The 15,050-nt window shown below is 58.4% G+C and carries 16 protein-coding genes and 1 other RNA gene; 11 read left to right on the top strand and 6 right to left on the bottom strand.

Annotated elements, in window-relative coordinates:
- Nucleotides 1-20: 20 nt before the first annotated feature.
- Nucleotides 21-1,115: a cell division protein ZapE gene (gene zapE / locus ACM6IO_RS22615; protein ID WP_008025947.1), complete on the top strand. Its 1,095-nt coding sequence runs from the start codon at nucleotides 21-23 to the stop codon at nucleotides 1,113-1,115.
- Nucleotides 1,116-1,259: 144 nt separating this feature from the next.
- On the opposite strand, the gene ACM6IO_RS22610 is transcribed toward zapE, so the two are convergent.
- A complete protein-coding gene (locus ACM6IO_RS22610) occupies nucleotides 1,260-2,156 on the bottom strand; it encodes a GlxA family transcriptional regulator (protein ID WP_177318159.1) in 897 nt (298 codons plus the stop codon).
- A gap of 244 nt (nucleotides 2,157-2,400) precedes the next feature.
- Between ACM6IO_RS22610 and ACM6IO_RS22605 the strand changes: the two genes are divergently transcribed.
- The gene (locus ACM6IO_RS22605) at nucleotides 2,401-3,537 is read left to right on the top strand and encodes an acyl-CoA dehydrogenase family protein (protein WP_008025951.1); all 1,137 of its coding nucleotides are present in this window, start codon (nucleotides 2,401-2,403) and stop codon (nucleotides 3,535-3,537) included.
- 89 nt (nucleotides 3,538-3,626) lie between these two features.
- On the opposite strand, the gene ACM6IO_RS22600 is transcribed toward ACM6IO_RS22605, so the two are convergent.
- Nucleotides 3,627-4,667 (bottom strand): NADP(H)-dependent aldo-keto reductase, encoded by a 1,041-nt coding sequence (locus ACM6IO_RS22600; protein WP_008025952.1) that lies wholly within the window; start codon nucleotides 4,665-4,667, stop codon nucleotides 3,627-3,629.
- Between the two features lie 245 nt (nucleotides 4,668-4,912).
- Between ACM6IO_RS22600 and rplM the strand changes: the two genes are divergently transcribed.
- The 7 genes from rplM (at nucleotide 4,913) to ACM6IO_RS22565 (ending at nucleotide 9,801) form a co-directional block, all read left to right on the top strand.
- Nucleotides 4,913-5,341, top strand: a complete 429-nt coding sequence (rplM, locus tag ACM6IO_RS22595; RefSeq protein WP_007905295.1) for a 50S ribosomal protein L13 — start codon at nucleotides 4,913-4,915, stop codon at nucleotides 5,339-5,341.
- A gap of 14 nt (nucleotides 5,342-5,355) precedes the next feature.
- Nucleotides 5,356-5,748, top strand: a complete 393-nt coding sequence (rpsI, locus tag ACM6IO_RS22590; protein WP_003228056.1) for a 30S ribosomal protein S9 — start codon at nucleotides 5,356-5,358, stop codon at nucleotides 5,746-5,748.
- Between the two features lie 267 nt (nucleotides 5,749-6,015).
- Nucleotides 6,016-6,609, top strand: a complete 594-nt coding sequence (gene petA, locus ACM6IO_RS22585; protein ID WP_008025954.1) for a ubiquinol-cytochrome c reductase iron-sulfur subunit — start codon at nucleotides 6,016-6,018, stop codon at nucleotides 6,607-6,609.
- Nucleotides 6,609-7,820, top strand: coding sequence for a cytochrome b (locus ACM6IO_RS22580; RefSeq protein WP_007943720.1), 1,212 nt, complete (start codon nucleotides 6,609-6,611; stop codon nucleotides 7,818-7,820). Before petA ends, ACM6IO_RS22580 begins: the two co-directional genes overlap by 1 nt.
- A complete protein-coding gene (locus tag ACM6IO_RS22575; protein ID WP_008025956.1) occupies nucleotides 7,820-8,602 on the top strand; it encodes a cytochrome c1 in 783 nt (260 codons plus the stop codon). The genes ACM6IO_RS22580 and ACM6IO_RS22575 overlap by 1 nt, the downstream gene beginning before the upstream one ends.
- A gap of 151 nt (nucleotides 8,603-8,753) precedes the next feature.
- The gene (locus ACM6IO_RS22570) at nucleotides 8,754-9,371 is read left to right on the top strand and encodes a glutathione S-transferase N-terminal domain-containing protein (RefSeq protein ID WP_007905304.1); all 618 of its coding nucleotides are present in this window, start codon (nucleotides 8,754-8,756) and stop codon (nucleotides 9,369-9,371) included.
- A 16-nt stretch (nucleotides 9,372-9,387) separates the two neighbouring features.
- Nucleotides 9,388-9,801 carry a ClpXP protease specificity-enhancing factor gene (locus ACM6IO_RS22565; protein WP_008037283.1) on the top strand — a complete coding sequence of 138 codons (414 nt, stop codon included), beginning with the start codon at nucleotides 9,388-9,390 and terminating at the stop codon, nucleotides 9,799-9,801.
- 152 nt (nucleotides 9,802-9,953) lie between these two features.
- Here the strand turns inward: ACM6IO_RS22565 and ACM6IO_RS22560 are convergent, their stop codons facing one another.
- The 4 genes from ACM6IO_RS22560 to ACM6IO_RS22545 form a co-directional block, all read right to left on the bottom strand.
- Nucleotides 9,954-10,532: a BON domain-containing protein gene (locus tag ACM6IO_RS22560; protein WP_008025960.1), complete on the bottom strand. Its 579-nt coding sequence runs from the start codon at nucleotides 10,530-10,532 to the stop codon at nucleotides 9,954-9,956.
- Nucleotides 10,529-11,122, bottom strand: coding sequence for a phosphoheptose isomerase (locus ACM6IO_RS22555; RefSeq protein WP_008025961.1), 594 nt, complete (start codon nucleotides 11,120-11,122; stop codon nucleotides 10,529-10,531). The genes ACM6IO_RS22560 and ACM6IO_RS22555 overlap by 4 nt, the downstream gene beginning before the upstream one ends.
- Before the next feature lie 104 nt (nucleotides 11,123-11,226).
- Nucleotides 11,227-11,589, bottom strand: coding sequence for a YraN family protein (locus tag ACM6IO_RS22550; protein WP_008025963.1), 363 nt, complete (start codon nucleotides 11,587-11,589; stop codon nucleotides 11,227-11,229).
- Entirely contained in the window at nucleotides 11,589-13,400 is a 1,812-nt protein-coding gene (locus tag ACM6IO_RS22545) for a penicillin-binding protein activator (protein ID WP_008037284.1), read from the bottom strand. Before ACM6IO_RS22545 ends, ACM6IO_RS22550 begins: the two co-directional genes overlap by 1 nt.
- 176 nt (nucleotides 13,401-13,576) lie before the next feature.
- On the opposite strand from ACM6IO_RS22545, the gene rsmI reads away from it, so the two are divergent.
- Nucleotides 13,577-14,482: a 16S rRNA (cytidine(1402)-2'-O)-methyltransferase gene (gene rsmI / locus ACM6IO_RS22540; RefSeq protein WP_162130705.1), complete on the top strand. Its 906-nt coding sequence runs from the start codon at nucleotides 13,577-13,579 to the stop codon at nucleotides 14,480-14,482.
- A gap of 75 nt (nucleotides 14,483-14,557) precedes the next feature.
- Nucleotides 14,558-14,911: RNase P RNA component class A (rnpB, locus tag ACM6IO_RS22535), an RNA gene on the top strand.
- The last annotated feature ends 139 nt before the right edge of the window (nucleotides 14,912-15,050 follow it).

Genomic DNA, 15,050 nt, shown 5'->3' with positions numbered 1-15,050 from the left:
TGTTGCCTTGCTAACGAATTATGACGCCCCTAGAACGATACCAAGCTGATCTGAAACGCCCGGAATTCTTCCATGACGCCGCGCAGGAAACCGCCGTGCGCCATTTGCAGCGCCTGTACGACGATCTGGTCGCGGCCTCGCAGAACAAACCGGGCCTGCTCGGCAAACTGTTTGGCAAGAAAGAACAGGCGCCGGTCAAGGGCCTGTATTTCTGGGGCGGCGTAGGTCGCGGTAAGACTTACCTGGTCGACACCTTCTTCGAAGCGCTGCCGTTCAAGGAAAAGACCCGGACTCACTTCCACCGCTTCATGAAGCGTGTGCACGAAGAGATGAAGACCCTCGGCGGCGAGAAAAACCCGCTGACCATCATCGCCAAGCGTTTCTCCGACGAGTCGCGAGTGATCTGCTTCGATGAATTCTTCGTTTCCGACATCACCGACGCGATGATCCTCGGCACGCTGATGGAAGAGCTGTTCAAGAACGGCGTGACCCTGGTCGCCACTTCGAACATCGTCCCGGACGGTTTGTACAAGGACGGCTTGCAGCGTGCGCGCTTCCTGCCGGCCATCGCGCTGATCAAGCAGAACACCGAGATCGTCAACGTCGACAGCGGCGTCGACTATCGTCTGCGTCACCTCGAGCAAGCGGAGCTGTTCCACTTCCCGCTCGATGAAGCGTCTCACGAAAGCCTGCGCAAGAGCTTCCGTGCGCTGACGCCGGAATGCACGGCGGCCATCGAGAACGATGTGCTGATCATCGAGAACCGCGAAATTCGTGCCTTGCGCACCTGCGATGACGTGGCCTGGTTTGACTTCCGCGAACTCTGCGACGGCCCACGCAGCCAGAACGATTACATCGAACTGGGCAAGATCTTCCACGCCGTGCTGCTCAGCGGTGTCGAGCAAATGAGCGTCACCACCGACGACATCGCCCGGCGCTTTATCAACATGGTCGACGAGTTCTACGACCGTAACGTGAAGCTGATCATTTCCGCCGAAGTCGAGCTCAAAGACCTCTACACCGGCGGTCGCCTGAACTTCGAGTTCCAGCGCACCCTCAGCCGTCTGCTGGAAATGCAATCCCACGAATTCCTGTCCCGGGCGCATAAGCCGTAGGAAATTTCGGAAAATGAAAAAGGCCTGCAATTGCAGGCCTTTTTTGTGCGTTGCAGATCCCCTGTAGGAGCACGGCTTGCCGGCGATGGCTATCTCAAGGATGCCATCGCCAGCGAGCTGTGCTCCTACAGGGTTTGCGGGGTTTTACGCCGCTTGCTGAAACTGCTGGCGATACTGGTTCGGCGACAACTCGGTGTGCTGGCGGAACAGTCGCGCGAAGAAGCTCGCATCGTCATAGCCGACTTCATAACTGATGGTCTTGATGCTCTTGCGACTGCCGGACAGCAAGCCCTTTGCCGTTTCAATGCGCAGGCGTTGCAGGTAATGCAGCGGCTTGTCGCCGGTGGCGGTCTGGAAGCGGCGCATGAAGTTGCGGATGCTCATGCCATGCTCGCGCGCAACGTCCTCGAAGCGGAACTTGTCGGCGAAGTGCTCTTCGAGCCAATGCTGGATCTGCAGGATGATCACGTCCTGGTGCAGCTTCTGGCCACCGAAACCGATGCGTCCCGGCGAGTAGCTGCGCTGCACTTCATAGAGAATGTCGCGGGCCACGGCCTGGGCCACGTTGGCGCCGCAGAAACGCTCGATCAGGTAGATATAGAGGTCGCACGCCGACGTGGTGCCGCCGGCGCAATAGAGGTTGTCGGCGTCGGTCAGGTGCTTGTCCTGATTGAGGTAAACCCTCGGGAAGCGCTCGGCAAAGGCGTTGAAGAAGCGCCAGTAAGTGGTCGCTTCCTTGCCGTCGAGCAGCCCGGCTTCGGCGAGCCAGAACACCCCGGTGGCCTCGCCGCACAGTACCGCGCCGCGCGCATGCTGCTGGCGCAACCACGGCAGGATCTGTGGATAACGTTGGCAAAGGGTTTCGAAATCGTCCCAGAACGCCGGGAGGATGATGACGTCAGCGTTTTCCAGGCCGCCGTCCACCGGCATGATCACGTCGCTGAAGCTGTTGACCGGTTTGCCGTCGGGGCTGACCAGGCGCGTTTCGAACGCCGGTGTCAGGCCCTGGCCCAGTTGTTTGCCGTAACGTAGGCTGGCCAGGTGGAAGAAATCCTTGGCTTGCATGAGGGTGGAAGCGAAAACCCGGTCGATAGCCAGGATGCTGACGCGCCGCAAGGGCGTGGAGACTTGGTTAGACATAATTCAACTTTATTCTTATAGGGGAAAGTGGTCACCAGACGGCTGGATCGTCTTATTTTTTGTCGGATGTGTCCAGTGTCCTGTATCGGAAGCGAGGCTTAGTCTCTGAAGGTCTATTCCTTCTAACAATAACGACAGGTGCCGCATGATCCCCAGAACCTTGTTCAGTTCCGAGCACGAACTTTTTCGCGACAGCGTGCGAACCTTCCTCGAAAAAGAGGCCGTGCCGTTTCATGGGCAATGGGAAAAACAAGGCTATATCGACCGCCAACTCTGGAACAAGGCAGGGGAGGCGGGGATGCTCTGTTCGCACCTGCCGGAAGAGTACGGCGGGCTGGGAGCGGATTTTCTCTACAGTGCGGTGGTGATCGAAGAGGTGGGTCGTCTGGGGCTGACCGGGATCGGTTTTTCCCTGCATTCCGACATCGTCGCGCCGTACATCCTGCATTACGGCAGCGAAACGCTGAAACACAAATACCTGCCAAAACTGGTGTCCGGCGAGATGGTCACCGCGATTGCCATGACCGAGCCGGGTGCCGGTTCCGACCTGCAAGGGGTGAAAACCACGGCGGTGCTCGATGGCGATGAATATGTGATCAACGGTTCGAAGACATTCATCACCAACGGCTATCTCGCGGACCTGGTGATTGTCGTGGCCAAGACCGATCCGAAGGCAGGCGCGAAGGGTACCAGCCTGTTTCTGGTCGAGGCCGACACGCCGGGTTTTGCCAAGGGCAAGCGCCTGGAAAAAGTCGGCATGAAAGCGCAGGACACCTCGGAGCTGTTCTTCCAGGATGTTCGCGTGCCGAAAGAAAACCTGCTGGGCCAGGCCGGGATGGGCTTCGCGTATCTGATGCAGGAATTGCCGCAAGAGCGTCTGACGGTTGCTGTTGGCGGACTGGCATCGGCTGAGGCTGCGCTGCAATGGACGCTGGAATACACCCGCGAGCGCAAGGCGTTCGGTAAGGCGATTGCCGACTTCCAGAACACCCGTTTCAAGCTGGCGGAGATGGCGACCGAGATCCAGATTGGCCGGGTCTTCGTCGATCGCTGCCTGGAGTTGCACCTGCAAGGCAAGCTCGATGTGCCGACGGCGGCGATGGCCAAGTATTGGGGCACGGACCTGCAATGCAAGGTGCTCGACGAGTGCGTGCAGTTGCATGGCGGCTACGGGTTCATGTGGGAATACCCGATCGCCCGGGCGTGGGCGGATGCGCGGGTGCAGCGGATTTATGCTGGCACCAACGAAATCATGAAGGAGATTATTGCGCGGTCACTGTAGGAGCCGGTTTGTCGGCGATTGAAGCGACGCGGTTTTGGCTGTAACCGCGTTGTCCCAATCGCCAGCAAGCCAGCTCCTACATGTGCGGGTTACGGTGCTGGATTCGGGTGATCCTTGTGGATCGCCTCGATCCCCGCCAGCACTTCATCGGAAAGTTTCAGCTCGAAGCTGGCAATGTTGCTGTCCAGTTGTTCCAGCGTCGTCGCGCCGATGATGTTGCTGGTCACGAACGGCTGCTGCGTCACAAACGCCAAGGCCATTTGCGCCGGGTCCAGACCGTGCTCGCGGGCCAGCGCCACATAACGGCTGCAGGCGGCTTCCGACTGTGGATTGAAATAGCGGCTGAAGCGGCTGTAGAGGCTCAGGCGACCTTTCGGCGGACGCGCGCCACCTTCGTACTTGCCCGACAGGAAACCGAACGCCAGCGGCGAATAGGCCAGCAGGCCGCACTGTTCGCGGATGGCGATTTCCGCCAGGCCGACTTCGAAGCTGCGGTTGAGCAGGTTGTACGGGTTCTGGATCGACACTGCACGCGGCCAGCCACGGGCTTCGGCCAGTGCCAGGAAACGCATGGTGCCCCACGGTGTTTCGTTGGACAGGCCGATGTGGCGGATCTTGCCGGCCTTGACCTGTTCGTCCAGCGCTTCGAGAGTGTCCTCCAGCGGGGTCAGGTTCGCTTCGCTCTTGTGTTTGTAGCCCAGTTGACCGAAGAAATTGGTGCTGCGTTCCGGCCAGTGCAATTGATAGAGGTCGATGTAGTCGGTCTGCAGGCGCTTGAGGCTCGCATCCACGGCTTCGGTGATGTGCTGGCGGTTGTGGCGCAGGTTTTTGTCGCGGATGTAGTCGATGGTGTTGCCGGGGCCGGCGATCTTGCTGGCCAGGATCCAGTCGGCGCGATCACCGCGGCTTTTGAAATAATTGCCGATGTAGCGCTCGGTGGTGGCGTAGGTTTCGGCTTTCGGTGGTACCGGGTACATCTCGGCGGTGTCGATGAAATTGATCCCGGCGCTTTTGGCCCGTTCAATCTGTGCGAAGGCTTCAGCTTCACTGTTTTGCTCGCCCCAGGTCATGGTTCCGAGGCAGATGGCGCTCACGTTCAGATTGGTTCGGCCTAGCTGTCGATAATCCATCAGGTGCTCCTTGGGCAAAACAATCATAAAAGCAGGTTGAAATATTTTTCGCAATCTGCATAATTGCGCACCTCTTTCTGCAGTGGAAGTGATGCGCCGCCGCCGAAGAATCTTGCCGTTGAACGGACGCGCCGACCCGAGCCCCCGAAAGCGTCTGTATCCGGCTGCCTTTGACTTGTCAAAGTACGCACTATTCAGTAAGATCCGCCGTCTAATTTACAGGGCGGCCCCTGAGGCTATAAAGAATGAAAACTTTTACTGCTAAACCGGAAACAGTACAGCGCGACTGGTTTGTCGTCGACGCTGCAGGTCAGACCCTGGGTCGTCTGGCCACCGAAATCGCGAGCCGTCTGCGTGGCAAGCATAAAGCTGAGTACACTCCTCACGTTGACACCGGCGATTACATCGTCGTTATCAATGCCGAGCAGATTCGTGTAACCGGTGCTAAAACCACCGACAAAATCTACTACTCCCACTCCGGTTTCCCGGGCGGCATCAAGTCGATCAACTTCGAAAAGCTGATCGCTAAAGCCCCTGAGCGCGTGATCGAGACCGCGGTCAAAGGCATGCTGCCTAAGAACCCGCTGGGTCGCGACATGTATCGTAAGCTGAAAGTCTATGCGGGCGCTGTACACCCTCATACTGCTCAGCAGCCCCAAGAACTGAAGTTTTAACGGAATAGTTCATTATGTCGGCGACTCAAAATTACGGCACTGGCCGTCGCAAGACCGCAACCGCACGCGTTTTCCTGCGTCCGGGTACTGGTAACATCTCCATCAACAACCGTTCGCTGGATAATTTCTTCGGCCGCGAAACTGCCCGCATGGTAGTTCGTCAGCCGCTGGAATTGACTGAGACTGTCGAGAAGTTCGACATCTACGTCACCGTGATCGGCGGTGGTGTAAGTGGTCAAGCTGGCGCAATCCGCCACGGCATCACTCGCGCTCTGATGGACTACGACGAAACCCTGCGTAGCGCTCTGCGCAAAGCTGGCTTCGTTACCCGCGACGCCCGTGAAGTTGAACGTAAGAAAGTCGGTCTGCGTAAAGCGCGTAAGCGTCCGCAGTACTCGAAGCGTTAATTCGCTTTCACGTTCAAAAAGAACGCCCAGTTTCCTCACGGAGCTGGGCGTTTTTTTATGGGTGCGATTTATCAAAGAATTGCTCTGTGACAACTTGCCACATCCGCAGAGCCCCTATACTACAAGGCTTGGCAGTGGAGCCCTTCGGTAATTACCTTGTCAGAATTGGGGCTTTTCATTACCATTCGGCAAAATTTTTATAAGTACATAGTTTTACTTAGTAGATGCCTGATTTAACAGGCCACAAAGCTGATGGGAGAGGACTGAATGAGCAATGACGGCGTGAATGCAGGCCGGCGTCGCTTCTTGGTAGCAGCCACATCCGTGGTGGGTGCTGCAGGAGCGGTGGGGGCTGCGGTCCCGTTCGTGGGGTCATGGTTTCCCAGTGCCAAGGCGAAAGCCGCAGGTGCACCGGTGAAAGTGAATGTCAGCAAAATCGAGCCAGGCCAGCAGATGATTGCTGAGTGGCGCGGTCAGCCGGTGTTCATTGTCCGCCGTACCGAGGAAATCCTGGGGAATCTGAAAAAGATCGAGGGCCAGCTGGCTGACCCGACCTCCAAGAACTCGACACAACCGACCTATGTCGACCCGGTTACGCGTTCGATCAAGCCAGAGGTTCTGCTGCTGATCGGTATCTGTACGCACTTGGGTTGCTCGCCGACCTTCCGTCCCGAAGTGGCACCTGCTGATCTGGGCAAGGACTGGGTAGGCGGCTATTTCTGCCCGTGCCACGGTTCCCACTACGATCTGGCTGGCCGCGTCTACAAGTCGCAACCTGCGCCTTTGAACCTGCCAGTTCCCCCGCATTCCTATGAGACCAATGAGATTATTGTCATTGGCGTCGATACGGAGAAAGCGTGATGAGCAAGTTCATGGATTGGGTTGATGCGCGCTTTCCCGCGACCAAAATGTGGGAAGACCATCTCAGCAAGTACTACGCCCCGAAGAACTTCAACTTCTTCTACTTCTTTGGTTCCCTGGCGCTGCTCGTTCTGGTCAACCAGATCGTTACCGGTGTCTGGCTGACCATGAGCTACACCCCGTCGGCGGAAGAAGCGTTTGCTTCCGTCGAATACATCATGCGCGACGTCGAGTACGGCTCGATCCTGCGTCTGCTGCACTCCACCGGCGCTTCGGCGTTCTTCATCGTGGTTTATCTGCACATGTTCCGTGGCTTGCTCTACGGTTCGTATCAGAAGCCGCGTGAGCTGGTGTGGGTCTTCGGCATGCTGATCTACCTGGCGCTGATGGCGGAAGCCTTCATGGGTTACCTGTTGCCGTGGGGCCAGATGTCCTACTGGGGTGCCCAGGTGATCATCTCGCTGTTCGGTGCGATCCCGGTCATCGGTAACGACCTGACTCAGTGGATCCGTGGTGACTACCTGATTTCCGGTATCACGCTGAACCGCTTCTTTGCCCTGCACGTTGTTGCCCTGCCGATCGTGATTCTCGGTCTGGTGGTGCTGCACGTTCTGGCGCTGCACGAAGTCGGCTCGAACAACCCGGACGGCGTGGACATCAAGAAATACAAAGACGAAAACGGCGTACCGCTGGACGGCATTGCCTTCCACCCGTACTACACCGTGAAAGATATCGTCGGCGTGGTGGTGTTCCTGTTCATCTTCTGCTCGATCGTGTTCTTCTTCCCGGAAATGGGCGGCTACTTCCTCGAGAAGCCGAACTTTGAAGTGGCGAACGCGTTCAAGACCCCAGAGCACATTGCTCCGGTCTGGTACTTCACACCGTTCTACGCGATTCTGCGGGCGGTTCCGGACAAGCTCCTGGGCGTTATCGCCATGGGTGCGGCCATCGCTGTACTGTTCGTCCTGCCATGGCTGGACCGTAGCCCGGTCAAGTCGATGCGCTACAAAGGCTGGTTGAGCAAAATCTGGCTCTGGGTGTTCTGCATCTCGTTCGTGATTCTGGGCGTGCTGGGTGTTCTGGCGCCGACTCCAGGCCGTACGTTGCTGTCGCAGGTGTGTACTTTCCTGTACTTCGCCTACTTCATTCTGATGCCTTTCTACACCAGGCTCGAGAAGACCAAACCGGTTCCGGAAAGGGTGACTGGCTGATGAAAAAGCTATTTGCTGTACTGATTCTTGCTGCTTTGCCTGTACTGTCCTTCGCTGCCGAGCACGGTGGTCCTGAGTTGGAAAAGGTCGACATCGACGTTTCCGACAAGGCCGCCATGCAAGATGGCGCGCGTACATTCGCCAACTACTGCATGGGCTGCCACAGCGCCAAGTTCCAGCGCTACGAGCGTGTTGCCGACGATCTGGGCATTCCTCACGATCTGATGCTGTCGAAGCTGGTGTTCACTGGCGCCAAGATCGGCGACCACATGAGCATCGGCATGCAGCCGGCTGACGCCAAGACCTGGTTCGGTGCTGCACCGCCTGACCTGACCCTGGTAGCTCGTGTTCGCGGTACGGACTGGCTCTACGGCTACCTGAAGTCGTTCTACGAAGATCCGTCGCGTCCTTGGGGCGTGAACAACAAGGTCTTCCCGAACGTGGGCATGCCGAACGTCCTGGTGGGCCTGCAAGGTCGTCAGGTCGTCGGTTGCAAACAGGTCCAGATCGTCGAAGACGGCAAGAAGCAATATGATCCGCTGACCGGTACCGCGCTGACTCATGAAGCGTGCGATCAGCTGACCATCGTGCCGAAGAGCGGTGCTCTGACCGAAGAGCAGTTCGATGAGAAGGTCAAGAATCTGGTAACCTTCCTCGCTTACTCGGCTAACCCGGTTAAGCTGCAGCATCAGCGCATTGGTACCTACGTCTTGCTGTACCTGGCGTTCTTCTTCGTATTCGCCTACTTGCTCAAGCGCGAATACTGGAAAGATGTGCACTGATAAAGTTTCAAGCAATTGCTGTTAATCGCGCGCGCCCAAGGGCGTCTCTGAAGGTGTAACGAGTCTGGTTTATCCAGGCGTTACGGGAGACGCCCTCTGGGCGCGCTCGTTTTTCCGCTTCCGATAATTTCAACAAGCGAGGAGGACCGCCATGGGCGTGACCAATCGGTTGGCCTGTTACTCCGACCCCGCCGACCACTATTCCCACCGAGTGCGCATCGTACTTGCAGAGAAGGGTGTCAGCGCCGAGATCATTTACGTGGAAGCTGGCCGCCAGCCGCCTAAACTGATTGAGGTGAACCCTTACGGAAGCCTGCCCACCCTGGTCGATCGTGACCTGGCGTTGTGGGAGTCGACCGTGGTGATGGAATATCTGGATGAGCGTTACCCGCATCCGCCTTTGCTGCCGGTTTATCCAGTGGCGCGTGCCAACAGCCGTTTGCTGATTCATCGTATTCAGCGTGACTGGTGTGGTCTGGTGGATCTGATTCTGGATTCGCGGACCAAGGAAGCTGCCCGTGTCGTTGCTCGTAAAGAGCTGCGCGAAAGCCTGACTGGCGTGTCGCCGCTGTTCGCCGACAAGCCGTTTTTCCTCAGCGAGGAACAAAGTCTGGTGGATTGCTGCCTACTACCAATACTCTGGCGTTTGCCGATTTTGGGTATTGAACTGCCACGGCCCGCCAAGCCGTTGCTTGATTATATGGAGCGCTCGTTTGCGCGTGAGGCTTTCCAGGCGAGTCTGTCTGGCGTCGAACGCGATATGCGCTAAGGCTTAAGGAGCCGCTATGAACTCCAGTCGACCTTATCTGGTCCGCGCGCTCTACGAGTGGATTGTGGACAACGATTGCACCCCGCACATGCTGGTCAATTCCGAGTATCCGTCGGTGCAGGTGCCTCAGGGTTTTGCCAGTGACGGACAGATTGTCCTGAACGTATCGCCGGCCGCCGTGCGTCATCTGCACATGGATAACGAAGCGGTCAGCTTCGAGGGACGCTTCGGTGGCGTGCCGCACACCCTGTACGTGCCTATCGCATCGATCCTGGGCATTTACGCTCGGGAGAACGGTCAGGGCATGGTGTTCGATCTGGAATCGCCTATGGAAGACGAGGAAGAGATCGAGCCGGATGATGATCTTCCGCCGCCGGACAGTGAGCCGCCGCGCCCAAGCGGTCGGCCAAGTTTGAAAGTGGTGAAGTAATAAAAAAGGCGATCCGAAAGGATCGCCTTTTTTATTACCTGTAGGAGCGGCCGGGCGGCGTTCCGTTTGCCGGCGAAGGCGTCCTCGAAATCGCCTTCGCCGGCAAGCCGTGCTCCTACAGGGTGATGGTGGTCTCTAGATCGCCGCTAGTATCAGTCGATGTACTCAAACAGCTTCACAATCTTCTGCACGCCGGAAACACCCTGCACCAGATTGGTCGCCTGGGCGGCTTCCTGCTTGGTCAGCAGACCCAGCAAATAGACGATGCCGTTTTCAGTGACAACCTTGATGCGAGAGCCCGGAATGTTCGGATCGGTGAGCATCTGGGTCTTGATCTTGGAGGTCAGCCAGGTGTCGTTCTGGCGGGCGAGGAAGCCGGAGGGCGGCAGCACCTGCAGTTCGTTGTGCACCGTTTTCACGCGCTGCACGGCGGCAGCGGCCTGTTCGGCCTTGGCCTTGAGGTCGGCGCGCGGCGTTTGGCCGGCGAGCAGTACGACGCCGTTGAAGCTGGTGACGACGATGTGCGAATCGTTGTCCAGGGCTGGATCGGCCTTGGCGATGTTCACGCCGACTTTGGTGTCGATCAGAGAGTCGTCGATCTTGCTGCCTAAGGTGCGTGTGCCGCGATCATCATCGATCGGCGCTTCACGGCTGGCATTCACCACCGAGGTGCAGCCGCTGATGCCGAGGCACAGGGTCAAGGCCAGAAGGCCTAGGCGATTAGGGGTCATTCTTCACTCCCGAACAGTTGGCTGTCGATCAAATCGCAAAGGCAATGGATCGCCAGCAGGTGGACTTCCTGAATACGTGCGGTGACGTTGGCCGGTACGCGAATCTCGACGTCCTCGGGCAATAGCAGCGACGCCATGCCGCCACCATCGCGGCCCGTCAATGCTACGACAATCATTTCGCGATCATGTGCGGCCTGGATCGCTTGAATAATGTTCGCCGAGTTGCCGCTGGTGGAAATCGCCAGCAGTACGTCGCCCGGCTGGCCGAGTGCGCGGATCTGCTTGGAGAAGATTTCGTTGTAGCTGTAGTCGTTGGCGATCGAGGTGATCGTCGAGCTGTCGGTGGTCAACGCGATGGCCGGCAGGCTCGGACGCTCACGTTCGAAGCGGTTGAGCAGCTCGGACGAAAAATGCTGGGCATCGCCCGCGGAACCGCCGTTGCCGCAGGAGAGCATTTTGCCCTCGTTGAGCAGGGCGTTGACCATCACTTGGCTGGCTTGCTCGATGTGCGGTGCAAGTACGTCCATCGCCATTTGCTTGGTGTCGATACTGGCCTGAAAAAGCTGGCGAATTCGGGATTGCATGTCCATCTGTGTGACCTTAATTAGCGCGGCTACTCGGCACATGAATGTGCAGCCCGCAAAGCAAAGAGCAAAATTGTCGGGTGAAAGTGTCCGGTTCGGGACGCACGCGATCAGCTGTCGAAGGCATTCTGCAGCCAGTTCAACTGATCGAGGCTGCTGTCGATGGCAACCACGTCGAAACGGCAAGGGGAATTGGCCCAACGCGACTCGCGCTGAAGAAAATACTGCGCGGCAAAAATCAGTTTCTGCCGTTTGCGCTCATCGATGCTATCGAGCGCGCCACCCCATTGAGTGTTTTTTCTATAGCGAACTTCAACGAATACTACTGTATCGCCATCAAGCATGACCAGATCAAGCTCGCCGCGTTTACACAACCAGTTCTGCGCCAGCAGGCGCAGACCCTGTTGTTGCAGATGCTCGAGCGCATGGCGCTCGGCATCTTTACCGCTTTGCTGGCGTGACCGGTCAGGCATCAGCGCGGGGTGTCCGGCAGGCGTTGAACCTGGCCGTTGGCGAACTGTGCCCACGGCAACTGGCGCACGACGCGCTGGTTCTGAGTCATGCCCAGGCTACCCGATTGACCTTCGATGCGGCTGTCCGGCAGCGCCTTGAGTTGCCCCAGGCGCGGAGCCAGGCGGTAGGCGTCGACGCCCATCGCATACAAACGACCCAGGCTGCCGGCGGCTTGTGGCCATTGTGTGGTCACTTGCTTGCGCAGCGGGTCATTGGCGTCCAGCAACCATGGGGTTTCGCAGAAGCGAATGCCGTTCATGTCGTTGTACTGGTTCACGTCGCCGCTGGCACTGAATACGTGGGAGGTGGCGTAAACCGGCACATCGCCTGCGTATTGGAAGTTCAGGGTCGGTTTGATCTGCTGGGCTTGCTGAGGTGTGGCGGCCAGGAAGATGAACTCGATGTCCTGGCGACGCGAAGGCTGGGCAGCGACCTGCGAACCGACGGTGCTTTGCAGGCTCTTGGCACGACCTTCGCTCTGGCGCAGCTGGAACATGTCGGCAATCTGCTGGGCCAGTTGCACTGGCTGGTCAACGCGCTCGGTGGCAACGATGCTACCGCCGTTTGCCTGCCAGTCCTGGCTGAACGCCCGGAGTACGCGGTCGCCCCATTCGCCTTTTGGCACCATGATCGCGGCGCGATGCAGGCCATCGGCGCGAGCGCGACGGGATACTTCGCGGGCTTCGTCTTCAGCGGCAAGACCGAACTGGAACAACTGGGCCGGGCCTTGTTCGCCTTCGCTGTAGTTCAGCGCCAGGGTCGTGATCGGCAGTTGTGGGCGAGTGCTGAGCTGTTTGACCAGTGGTTTTTCCAGCGGACCGACGACCAGTTGCACGCCATCGGCCTGAGCCTTGCGATAGAACTCGTCAAGGGAAGTCAGGCGCGAGCTGTCATAGAACTCGATGGCAGGCGGCTTCTGGCCGGCCTGTTGAGCCTGGTAGTGCGCTGCCATGAAACCTTCGCGAAGCGCTTTGCCGACCGATGCCAGCGGGCCGTCTTGCGGCAGCAGCAGGGCGATCTTGCTCAGAGGCTGGCTGGCCAGTTCCTTGAGTTTGGTCAGTGACAGCGGCAACTGAATGGCGGCCGGGTGTTTAGGGTTCTGGGCGCGCCAGTTGTCGATCGCAGCTTGTTGCTGCTCAAGCGTGCCGGCCGTTTTAACCGCGAGCGCCAGGCCCATCCAGCCACCGAGGTCGTCCTTGGTGGTTGGCTGCAATTGGTCGGTTGGCAGCGAAGCGATCAGGGTCCAGATAGCTTCGTGGTTTTTGCCTGCCGCTTCACCGCTCAACATCGGCGCGATGAAAATACGCTCCCGTGCGGCGGCGAGGGTCTGGCCATCGGCCTCAAGGGCGCGAGCGTGCACGGTGCCGGTGCGAATCTGTTGTTCCTCCGGCAATTCACCCAGGCGTTGCAGGCTTGGATGGCTCAAAGCGGTCAGCGCCGCTTTCGGCTGATTGCGGGTCATGGCCAGTTCGGCCGCCAGCGTGTTGGCGAAGACCTGTTGGCCTGGCTTGAGTTGCTCGACCGGCACTTGTTGCAGGATTTGCGCGGACTGGCCGGCATTGCCCTGGCGATAAGCGAGGTCGGCCGCGCTCAGGCGAAACAGCGCGGCTTGTTCCGGCGTTTTGCTTTTGGCGGCCTGATCGAGCAGTTGCTCGATACTGGCATCCGGGGTCCGTGGAAGTTCGCCAAGGCTGGAAGAGGGCGAGCTGGCGCAAGCCGCCAGCAAGGCAGCGAGGCAGAGGGCAGTGAACAGCCGCAGGCAAGCGATCATGTAGTGTTCCTGATACTCGATCAAATAAGCGTGGAATTGTACCCAAGCACTGGCCGGGGCGCGATGCTACTGGCGTGAATCGATCAATTTAGCTCGTACAAATGTTGCAGCACTGCACCGTAGCCTGAAAAACCCGGGGCTGCTTGCGCGTATCGCAATCGTCGCTACGCGCTACAATGGCGGCTTTTACCGATCATGAGGTGTGCGCTTTGACTGCTCCAGGTGCTTTGAATTCCGCTGCTGGCTCGCTTTATGTGGTGGCGACGCCCATCGGCAACCTGGACGACATCAGTGCGCGCGCGCTGAAGATCCTGCGCGAAGTGGCATTGATCGCTGCCGAAGACACCCGTCACTCCCAGCGGTTGATGCAGCATTTCGGCATCCCCACGCCGCTGGCGGCTTGCCACGAACACAACGAGCGGGATGAAGGTAGCCGCTTTATTACCCGCCTGCTTGCCGGTGACGATGTGGCGCTGATCTCCGACGCCGGGACGCCGCTGATCTCTGATCCGGGTTATCACTTGGTGCGTCAGGCCCGTGCGGCCGGAATCAATGTCGTGCCGGTCCCGGGGGCTTGTGCATTGATTGCGGCGCTGTCGGCGGCGGGTTTGCCGTCGGACCGTTTTATCTTCGAAGGCTTCCTGCCGGCCAAGGCGGTCGGTCGTCGGGCTCGTCTGGAGTTGGTAAAGGAAGAGCCGCGCACGCTGATTTTCTACGAGGCCCCGCACCGGATCCTGGAATGCCTGCAAGACATGGAGCTGGTCTTCGGTGGCGAGCGTCTGGCGTTGCTGGCGCGCGAACTGACCAAAACCTTCGAAACCCTGAAAGGCCTGCCATTGGCCGAGCTGCGTGAGTTTGTCGAGTCGGACAGCAATCAGCAGCGCGGTGAGTGCGTGGTGTTGGTGGCGGGCTGGTCCGCCCCCGAGACGGAAGATGCCGTCAGCAGTGAAGCCATGCGCATCCTCAATCTGTTGCTCGAAGAAATGCCGCTCAAGCGGGCCGCAGCATTGGCCGCGCAAATTACCGGCGAACGCAAGAATGTCCTGTATCAGGTCGCGCTGGATAAGCAGAAGGGCGAGTAAATCCCGACGTGCAGGCGTGGCTGATGGCGTTTAACGCTTGTTCTTCGGCCGCTCTGCCGTTAACCTTCGCGGCGGAGAGTCGATCGGACAGTCGCTGCCCTCTATGAAAATTAGGGGGGGGAGGAAAGTCCGGGCTCCATAGGGCGAAGTGCCAGGTAATGCCTGGGAGGCGTGAGCCTACGGAAAGTGCCACAGAAAATAACCGCCTAAGCGCTTCGGCGCCGGTAAGGGTGAAAAGGTGCGGTAAGAGCGCACCGCACGTCTGGCAACAGTTCGTGGCTAGGTAAACCCCACTTGGAGCAAGACCAAATAGGGTCCCAAGGCGTGGCCCGCGCTGGGACCGGGTAGGTTGCTAAAGATGTCCAGTGATGGCCATCGTAGACGAATGACTGTTCAAGACAGAACCCGGCTTACAGATCGACTCTCCACCTTTTTCCCTCCCTGTTTGAATCGTTGAGCAGGGCGCTCGTAATGGCAATTTCCCTCCTGCACAATCAATCGCATAACCTCTTTTGTAATACCGAAAAAATCTTACTCTTAACAAACTACTTTAACTTCTGAACGCAGC

The organism is Pseudomonas sp. IT-P44 (assembly GCF_949768225.1).
Lineage (GTDB): Bacteria > Pseudomonadota > Gammaproteobacteria > Pseudomonadales > Pseudomonadaceae > Aquipseudomonas > Aquipseudomonas migulae.
This window is presented reverse-complemented; position numbering and strand designations above follow the sequence as displayed.

Excerpts from the sequence above, each read along its gene's own strand:
- zapE (WP_008025947.1), top strand. The coding sequence starts at position 21 with ATGACGCCCCTAGAACGATACCAAGCTGATCTGAAACGCCCGGAATTC.
- ACM6IO_RS22605 (WP_008025951.1), top strand. The coding sequence starts at position 2,401 with ATGATCCCCAGAACCTTGTTCAGTTCCGAGCACGAACTTTTTCGCGAC.
- ACM6IO_RS22600 (WP_008025952.1), bottom strand. The coding sequence starts at position 4,667 with ATGGATTATCGACAGCTAGGCCGAACCAATCTGAACGTGAGCGCCATC.
- rplM (WP_007905295.1), top strand. The coding sequence starts at position 4,913 with ATGAAAACTTTTACTGCTAAACCGGAAACAGTACAGCGCGACTGGTTT.
- rpsI (WP_003228056.1), top strand. The coding sequence starts at position 5,356 with ATGTCGGCGACTCAAAATTACGGCACTGGCCGTCGCAAGACCGCAACC.
- petA (WP_008025954.1), top strand. The coding sequence starts at position 6,016 with ATGAGCAATGACGGCGTGAATGCAGGCCGGCGTCGCTTCTTGGTAGCA.
- ACM6IO_RS22580 (WP_007943720.1), top strand. The coding sequence starts at position 6,609 with ATGAGCAAGTTCATGGATTGGGTTGATGCGCGCTTTCCCGCGACCAAA.
- ACM6IO_RS22575 (WP_008025956.1), top strand. The coding sequence starts at position 7,820 with ATGAAAAAGCTATTTGCTGTACTGATTCTTGCTGCTTTGCCTGTACTG.
- ACM6IO_RS22570 (WP_007905304.1), top strand. The coding sequence starts at position 8,754 with ATGGGCGTGACCAATCGGTTGGCCTGTTACTCCGACCCCGCCGACCAC.
- ACM6IO_RS22565 (WP_008037283.1), top strand. The coding sequence starts at position 9,388 with ATGAACTCCAGTCGACCTTATCTGGTCCGCGCGCTCTACGAGTGGATT.
- ACM6IO_RS22560 (WP_008025960.1), bottom strand. The coding sequence starts at position 10,532 with ATGACCCCTAATCGCCTAGGCCTTCTGGCCTTGACCCTGTGCCTCGGC.
- ACM6IO_RS22555 (WP_008025961.1), bottom strand. The coding sequence starts at position 11,122 with ATGGACATGCAATCCCGAATTCGCCAGCTTTTTCAGGCCAGTATCGAC.
- ACM6IO_RS22550 (WP_008025963.1), bottom strand. The coding sequence starts at position 11,589 with ATGCCTGACCGGTCACGCCAGCAAAGCGGTAAAGATGCCGAGCGCCAT.
- ACM6IO_RS22545 (WP_008037284.1), bottom strand. The coding sequence starts at position 13,400 with ATGATCGCTTGCCTGCGGCTGTTCACTGCCCTCTGCCTCGCTGCCTTG.
- rsmI (WP_162130705.1), top strand. The coding sequence starts at position 13,577 with ATGGCGGCTTTTACCGATCATGAGGTGTGCGCTTTGACTGCTCCAGGT.